Origin of the sequence: Phenylobacterium sp. CCH9-H3 (assembly GCF_001557235.1) — a bacterium.
Lineage (GTDB): Bacteria > Pseudomonadota > Alphaproteobacteria > Caulobacterales > Caulobacteraceae > Phenylobacterium.
Genome location: NZ_LSJI01000095.1, coordinates 1 through 8503, shown reverse-complemented (window position 1 = coordinate 8503; position 8503 = coordinate 1). Strand labels below are relative to the sequence as shown.

Annotated in this window: 4 protein-coding genes; all 4 read left to right on the top strand. The window is 69.0% G+C overall.

Annotated features, from left to right (window positions below; all coding sequences use genetic code 11):
* Positions 1–1409 (top strand): cytochrome c family protein (locus AX721_RS08830; protein ID WP_231733409.1); only part of this gene is annotated, 1409 nt, incomplete at its 5' end.
* Positions 1406–3352, top strand: a complete 1947-nt coding sequence (locus AX721_RS08825) for a heme-binding protein (RefSeq protein WP_068875646.1) — start codon at positions 1406–1408, stop codon at positions 3350–3352. The genes AX721_RS08830 and AX721_RS08825, both read left to right, overlap by 4 nt.
* Positions 3353–3354: 2 nt before the next feature.
* The gene (locus tag AX721_RS08820; protein ID WP_197422512.1) at positions 3355–5280 is read left to right on the top strand and encodes a hypothetical protein; all 1926 of its coding nucleotides are present in this window, start codon (positions 3355–3357) and stop codon (positions 5278–5280) included.
* Positions 5281–5287: 7 nt separating this feature from the next.
* Positions 5288–8503 (top strand): hypothetical protein (locus AX721_RS08815; protein WP_068875645.1); only part of this gene is annotated, 3216 nt, incomplete at its 3' end.

Sequence of the window (8503 nt, the reverse complement as noted above, 5' to 3'; positions counted from 1 at the left end):
GTGTGCGTGCCGGGGGAGGGCCGATGGGGGAGGGACGAACGTCGCGCGTCATCGGCGCGCTTTGCGCCGCCGCCGTTCTGATTATCGGCGGACTCGCGATCGGCGCCGGGCGCGCCGCGACGGCCGCGCCCGAAGGCGCCGGCCGCGCGACCCATGAGGGCGTGGCGTCCTGCGCAGGCTCCACGTGCCACAGCCGGCAGGTGGATTCCGGGATCAACATCCGCCAGAACGAACTCATCACGTGGCAGGACCCGTCCAGCGTGGCGGGCGCGCACAGCCGCGCCTATCGCGTGCTCTATGAGGCGCGTGGCCAGGCGATCATCCGCAAGATGGGCCTGGGCGCCAATGGGGTCGCCCAGCAGTGCCTCGGCTGCCATGCCGATCCGGCGCCGGCCGGCCAGCGCGGTGCGCGCTTCCAGCTCTCGGACGGCGTCGGCTGCGAGGCCTGTCACGGCGGGTCGAGCGCGTGGCTGGCCAGCCACCGGACGGTCACGGGCACGCACGCGGACAACGTCTCGCGGGGGCTGCGGCCGCTCGAGAACCCGAAGGTGCGGGCCGGCGTTTGCCTGGACTGCCACTTCGGCGGCTCCAAGCCGGGCCAGTTCGTCAGCCACGAGATCATGGCCGCCGGCCATCCGCGGGTCGCCTTCGAACTCGACCTGTTCTCCAGCCTTCAGCAGCACTGGGACGTCGACGCCGACTACGTGAAGCGCAAGACCTATGCGGGCGGCGTGAAGACCTGGGCCGTGGGTCAGGCGCTGGCCCTCGATCGCGCGCTCACCCTCTATGGCCAGCCCGGTCGCAACAACGGCGCATTCCCGGAGCTCTACTTCTTCGATTGCCACGCCTGCCACCGGCAGATCTCGGACGATCCGAAGGCGCGGCCGCAGTGGCAGGCCAATCCGGGCCGGCCGATCCCGTCGGGCACGCCGCCGTTCAACGACGAGAACATGATCATGCTCTCGGCCGCCGCGAAGGTGGTCGCGCCGGGCTTGGCCGCCCGCTTCGACGCCGACAGCCGCGCGTTCCACGCCGCCCTGGCCCGCGACCGCGCCGAGTCCATCCGCGCCGCCGGCAAGCTCGCCGCCACCTCACGCGCCCTGGCGGATGCGTTCGCGGCGCGCAACTTCTCGCGGGCCGAGACCCTGGCCATCGTCGACGTGGTGCTGCAGGGCGAGATCGCGCGGCGGTACACGGACTATGCCGGCAGCGCCCAGGCCGTGATGGCGGCCGACACCCTCCTGAACGCCCTGGTCAAATCGGGCCAGGTCGATCCGGACGCGGCCGCCCGCATCCGGCCGAATCTGGACCGCGCCTATGCCCAGGTCCGCGATCCCAACAGCTATCGTCCTGACGCTTTCCGGGCCTCTCTGGCCCAGGTCGCGCAGGCCGCGAGGTCGCTGCGATGAGTTCCGTTTCGCGCTGGGCCGTCTCCGCGGCTGCGTTGGCGCTTGCGTCCTGTGGCGGCGGCGGAGGTGGGGGAGGCGGCACGACCACGCCGCCGCCCACGACGCCACCCCCGGCGGCGCCGACCTACACCCTGCCGGCCGCGCAGGCCCTGAGCGCCGCCGATGTCCAGCAGGTCATCGCCCAGGCCGTGGCCGAGGCGCGCGCCCGCAATCTGCCGGCGGTGATCGCGGTGACGGACCGGGTCGGCAACGTGCTTGCGGTCTATTCCATGACCGGCGCCCGCGGCACGGCCACCCTGCGCGCCGCGCCGAACGGCCAGAACATGGACGCCCAGGGCGTCGTGGTTCCCGCCGCCGCCGGCGCCATCGCCAAGGCCATCACCGGCGCCTACCTGTCGTCGGGCGGCAACGCCTTTTCCACCCGCACCGCCAGCCAGATCGTGCAGGAGCATTTTCCGCCGGCGCCCTCGACCGTGGGTCTCGAGGGCGGACCGCTTTTCGGCGTGCAGTTCTCGTCGCTTCCATGCTCGGACGTGACCACGCGGACGACGGCAGCCAGCATCGGGCCACGGCGTTCCCCGCTCGGCCTGTCCGCGGACCCTGGCGGGTTCCCGCTCTACAAGAACGGCGTGCTCGTCGGCGGCGTCGGGATCATGGCCGACGGCGACTATGGGTTCGACAGGAACACCCTCGACGTCGACGACGACCCGGAAGAGGCGATCGCCTATGCCGCGGCGACGGGCTTCGACGCGCCGACCGACATCCGGGCCGAGCGCATCACCGTCGACGGAACCTCGCTCCGGTTCAGCGATGCGACGGCCGCGGGTCTGCGCAGCGTTCCCTCCAGCGCCCCGTCCTTCGGCAGCCTGCCGGCCGGCGCGGGCGCGTTCACGCCGGTGATCGGCTATTACGCCGGCGGCGGCGCGCTCTCCGGCGCGACCTATGGGACCGAGGCCTCCGGCCTTCGCCTGGCGACGGCGGCGGAGTTCTCCAACGCCAGCGCCATGGTGCTCACCGACGGCGCCGGGGCGAACCGGTTCCCCATCCGCGGTGGCACCGATGGGGCCGATGGGCTGACCCCGCTCACCGAGGCCGAGGTCCGCGCGGTGCTGGAAGAAGCCTTCACCATCATGAGCCGGGCGCGGGGTCAGATCCGCCGGCCGCTCGACAGCCGCGCCCAGGTCTCGATCGCCATGGTCGACACGCGCGGGCAGGTCCTGGGCCTCGTCCGCGCGCCCGACGCGCCGGTCTTCGGCATCGATGTCTCGGTCCAGAAGGCCCGCACAACGGCCCTGCTGTCGGGCCCCACGGCCGCGTCGGACCTGCTGGCCGATCCCAGCGCCGACGTCCGCAGCTTCGTGCAGAAGACGCGCGACTTCTTCCCCGACCCGGCGGCCCTCACGGGCAAGACGGCGTTCGCGGCCAAGGCCATTGGCAATCTCTCGCGTCCCTATTTCCCGGACGGTGAGGTCGGCCGGCCGAACGGACCGCTGTCGCGTCCGATCGCCCAGTGGAGTCCGCTTTCGACCGGTCTGCAGTCGGCCCTCATCATCGGCAATATCGGCCAGCACCTGACGTACGTCAGCGGCGCCTCGGCGACCGATACGCCTCAGCGGTGCACGTTCCTGCCGGACGTGGCGCCCGGACAGAACCGGTTGCAGAACGGACTGCAGATCTTCTCGGGTTCGGTTCCGATCTATCGCGGCAATCGGCTCGTCGGTTCGATCGGCGTTTCCGGTGACGGCATCGACCAGGACGACATGATCTCGTTCCTGGGCGCCCACAACGGCGGCCTCAGGGTCGGCGGCATCGGCAACGCGCCGGCCGCGATCCGGGCCGACAACCTGCTGGTCGGGCCGACCTCCACGCGGCTCCGCTACGTCGGCTGTCCCTTCGCGCCGTTCCTGGACACCAGCGAACAGAACGTGTGCCAGGGGAAATAGGCATGCGCGCGGGCTCCCTCCTTGCTCTGACGGCCTTCGCCGCCCTTGCCGGGCAGGCGCAGGCTGCGCCGGAGCGTGGCGGCCCGCTGACCATCGAGGACATCCTGGACGGCCGGGTCGTCGACTCTGGCGCGGCGCCGGCCGGGTCCGCGACCGACGCGGCGGCGCAGGAGCCGGCCACGGTCGCCCAGCCGGAGCCGCCGCCCGCAGACGGCGAACCTGCGCCGACGATCGACGACATCCTGGAAGGCCGGCGCATTCCTGGGCGGCAGAAGGATCTGCCGCCGCCGGTGGTGCAGGACAACCCCGGGGCCGTCCGCGCCCCGCCGCCGGAGGCCTTTCCCAGGGACGAGGTGCCGGTCCCCGACCGCTGGCGTCTGGCCGGCGCCCTGGGGGTCACCAAGCCGCGACTGTTCGATCCCTACAATCAGAACTTCCTGAAGGGCGATATCCCGATCAAGGGAACGCACGACTGGTTCATCGCCCTGACCGGGATCTCCGACACCGTCGTCGAGCCGCGCAGCTTCCCGATCCCGGTGGGCGTGCAGACCACGAGCCGGCCGGGCAGCCTGGATGTCTTCGGCGAGAACACCAGTCTGGTGCTGGCTCAGACGTTCATCGCCAGCGCGTCGCTGATCAAGGGCTCGACGGCCTACAAGCCGCCCGAGTTGGAGTTTCGCGTCGCCCTGGCGTTCCAGCATAACTACGTCGACGTGCCGGAGAGGCGCGTCCTCTACGTGGAGCCCAGCCGCAAGAGTCACCGGAACGACTCGTTCCTGGGCGTGCAGGAACTGTTCGTCGACTACCACCTGCGCAACGTCTCCGACCGCTACGACTTCGACAGCCTGCGGGTCGGGATCCAGCCGTTCTCGTCGGAATTCCGCGGGTTCCTGTTCCAGGACAACCAGCTTGGGGTCCGCCTGTTCGGCAACCGCGACAACAACCGTTTCCAGTACAACCTGGCCGCCTTCTGGCGGATCGAGAAGGACACCAACTCGGGCCTGAACGATGTCACCCAGGACCTGCGCGACGACTACGTCTTCATCGGCTCGCTCTACCGACAGGACCTGCCGTTCCCCGGCCTCACCTCGCAGGTGATGGTGGCGCACAACCGCAACCGCGAAGGCGACGAGATCTACGTCGACAAGAACGGCTTCCCGCAGCGGCCGGCCCTGCTGGGCAGCCTGCGCGGCCGCGACTACGACGTGACCTACCTGGGCTACAACGCCGATGGCCGCATCGGGCGGATCAACCTCACCGCCTCGGCCTTCTATGCGTTCGGCGAGAACCGAAACAGCATCCTGACCGACCGCAAGGCCAAGATCCGCAGCTACTTCGTGGCCGCCGAGCCTTCGATCGACTTCAGCTGGGTGCGGCTGCGGCTGCAGGGCCTTTACGCATCCGGCGACAAGGACCCGTATGACAACAAGGAAACGGGGTTCGACGCCATATTCGAAAACCCGCAATTCGCGGGGTCAGACACCAGCTATTGGATTCGCCAGACCATCCCCTTCGCCGGCGGCGGGCGGGTCATCGGGGTCAACGGCCGCAACGGCATTCTGAACAGCCTGCGCCCGTCCAAGGAGGAGGGGCAGTCCAACTTCAACAACCCGGGCACGGTCCTGTTTGGCGGCGGCGCCGACTTCGACGTGACGCCGGAGCTGCGGGTGTCGGCGAACCTCAACCACATCTCGTTTTCGAACACGGCGGTGCTCCAGGCGCTGCGGCAGGAAGGCTCGATCCCGAAGTCGCTGGGCTGGGACGCCTCGGTCTCGACGATCTGGCGGCCGCACATGACCCAGAACATCGTGTTCCGCGCCTCCGCCGCGGCCTTCGACCCGGGCAAGGGCTTCAACGACCTGTTCGAAAACCGAGATCGTGATAAGCGCTACTATTCGATCCTCTTGAACGCCGTTCTCACCTTCTAGGGGCAAGATGCTGAAATTTGGGACAAACTGGCTGAGAACGGGAGCGCTGATCGCAGCGACTCTGCTCGCGCCCCTGTCCCTGAAGGCCAGCGAGGCCGAGAAGCCCGTCGCCCGCAAGTACGTCGCCGCCGCGCCGGCGAAGCTGGGCATGACGGACGCAGAAGTCGACCGCGACAGCGCCGGCTGCGTCTCGTGTCACACCGACAGCGACGCCAAGACCATGCACATGTCCCAGGCGGTGAAGCTGGGCTGCGCGTCCTGCCATGGCGGCGACGCCGCGGTCATCGCGCCGGCCGGCCTGGCCAAGACGGCGCCGGAATACGTCGCCCTGCGCGACCGGGCCCACGTCCTGCCGCGCTATCCGAAGACCTGGCACTATCCCAGCTCGGCCAACCCGAAGCAGAGCTACACCCTCCTGAACAAGGAGGCGCCCGAATACATCCGCTTCGTGAATCCTTCGGACTATCGGGTGGCGCGCCAGGCCTGCGGCGCCTGCCACATGGAGCTGATCGAGAAGGCGGAGCGTTCGCTGATGGCGACGGGCGCGATGTTCTTCGGCGGCGCCTCGTACAACAATGGCATCCTGCCGTTCAAAAACTACATCCTGGGGGAGGCCTACACGGCCCACGGCGAACCGGCCCGGCTGCTTTCGCCCGGAAATCCGCCGGGCACGGTGACGCCGGAGCAGGCCAAGCGCGGCGCGCTGCCGACCCTCTATCCCGCGCCTACCTGGCAGGTGACGCCCCCCGGGGACATCTTCCGCGTCTTCGAGCGCGGCGGCCGCAACATCAACAGCCAGTTCGCCGAGGTTGGCCTGCCCAACGCCAACGGCCAGATCCAGCGGCTGGAAGAGCCCGGCCGCCCCGACATCCGCCAGTCGAACCGCGGACCGGGCACCGGCCTGCGCGCGGCGATCCCGCTGCTCAACATCCACAAGACCCGCCTGAACGACCCCTTCACCTGGTTCCTCGGGACAAACGACCAGCCGGGCGACTACCGCTCCTCGGGCTGCGCCTCGTGCCACGTGGTCTACGCCAACAACCGCCAGCCGCATGCCAGCTCGACCTGGGCCCAGTTCGGCCGCGACGGCCAGAGCGCCCAGGCGGACCCGACGATCCCGAAGGACGAGCCGGGCCACCCGATCAAGCACGCCTTCACGCGCGCCATCCCCACGGCCCAGTGCATGAACTGCCACATGCACCAGCCGAACATGTTCGTGAACACCTACCTCGGCTACACGATGTGGGACTACGAGGCCGACGCGCCGTTCATGTGGCCCGAGCGGCAGAAGTATCCGACCTCGAAGGAGATCCGCGAGGTCCTGAACCGCAACCCCGAGGGCGCCGCGCCGCGGGGCAAGTGGGCCGACCTCGACTTCCTGCGCAACGTGTTCAGCCTGAACAAGAAGCTGAAGGACACCCAGTTCGCCGACTACCACGGCCACGGCTGGAACTTCCGGGCCATCTTCAAGCGCAACCGCGACGGCGAGCTCCTGGACAAGGACGGCGCGGTCATCGCCAACGACGACCCGGAGAAGTTCCACAAGGACGGCGCGCCCGAGTTCACGCCGGTGGGCCAGAACGCGCCCGGCAAGGCGGTCCACATGATGGACATCCATGCCGAGAAGGGCATGCAGTGCGCCGACTGCCACTTCAGCCAGGACAGCCACGGCTCGGGCTTGATCATGGGCGAAGTGGCCAATGCGGTGGAGATCCGCTGCAAGGACTGCCACGGCACGTCGTCGGCGTATCCGACCCTGCGCACCTCAGGGCCCGCCGCCGATCCGAAGGGCAACGACCTCTCGCTCCTGCGCAATCCCGACGGCCAGCGCCGGTTCGAGTGGGTGGAGCGCGACGGCCGCCAGGTGCTGATCCAGCGCTCGCTGGTGGACCCCAAGCTGGAATGGCGGGTGAAGCTGACCAAGGACACGGTCGACCGCGCCTCGCCCGACTTCAACGCCAAGTCGGCGCGCGCCAAGCTGATGGGCAAGATCAGCAAGGACGGACGGCCGTTCACCTGGGGCCCCGGCGTCGACCCGGCCAACCGGGCGCACAACGACGACGAGATGGAATGCTTCGCCTGCCACACCTCGTGGACCACGGCGTGCGCGGGCTGCCACCTGCCGATCGAGGCCAACTGGAAGACCACGACCCACAAGTACGAGGGCGAGGAGACCCGGAACTACGCGACCTATAATCCGCAGGTCGCCCGGGACGATATGTACCAGCTGGGCCGCCACCAGACGACGAAGGGCTCGACCATCGCGCCGGTGCGCTCGTCCTCGGCCCTGGTCCTGTCCTCGACCAACGTGAACCGCGAGCGGATATACGTGCAGCAGCCGCCGATCGCCGCCTCGGGCTTCTCCAGCCAGGCCTTCGCGCCGCACTTCCCGCACACGGTGCGGACCACCGAGACCAAGACCTGCTCGGACTGCCACGTCAGCGCGGCCAACGACAACAACGCCATCATGGCCCAGCTCCTCTTGCTGGGGACCAACTTCGTGAATTTCGTCGGGCTGAACGCCTGGGTCGGCCTGGAGGACGGCATCGAGGCCGTTCGCGTCTCCGAATGGAGCGAGCCGCAGGCGGTGTTCGGCTCGTACCTGCACCGGTACGCCTATCCTGACTTCTACAAGCTGCACGTGGACCAGAATAAGCGTGAGCTGAAGAACTGGGTGCGCGGCAAGCCCTTCGTGAAGGGGGCGTTGGGCGGCGAGGAGGACAGCGCCGAGGAGATCTCGAACTTCGTCTCCAAGACCGACGGGGCGGCCCGCTGCCTGCAGCTGCGCGGCGAGTACATGTTCGTGGCCGAAGGGAAGGGCGGCTTCCGGGTGTTCGACGCCGCCAGCGTCGGCAACAAGGGCGTCTCGCAGCGGGTCGTCTCGGCGCCGTTCTCACCCCTGGGCCACAACACCCACGTCCCGTCGAAGAACGCGACCTGCATGGCGCTGCCGACCAACCAGAACATCGCCCCGCTCCGCAACGAGGCGATGCAGAAGATGATGGTCAAGGACGCCGTCACGGGCGCCGATATCAGCCTGCTGCAGGCCAACCAGGAACAGACGTTCCATCCGCTCTATTCCTACGCCGTCGTCACCGACAGCGAGGAGGGGCTGATCCTCGTCAACGTGAACACCCTGGCGGACGGCGAGCCGCGCAACAACAAGCTGAAGCGGGCGGTAACCTGGAACGCCGGCGGGGTGCTGAACGGCGCCCGCTTCAGC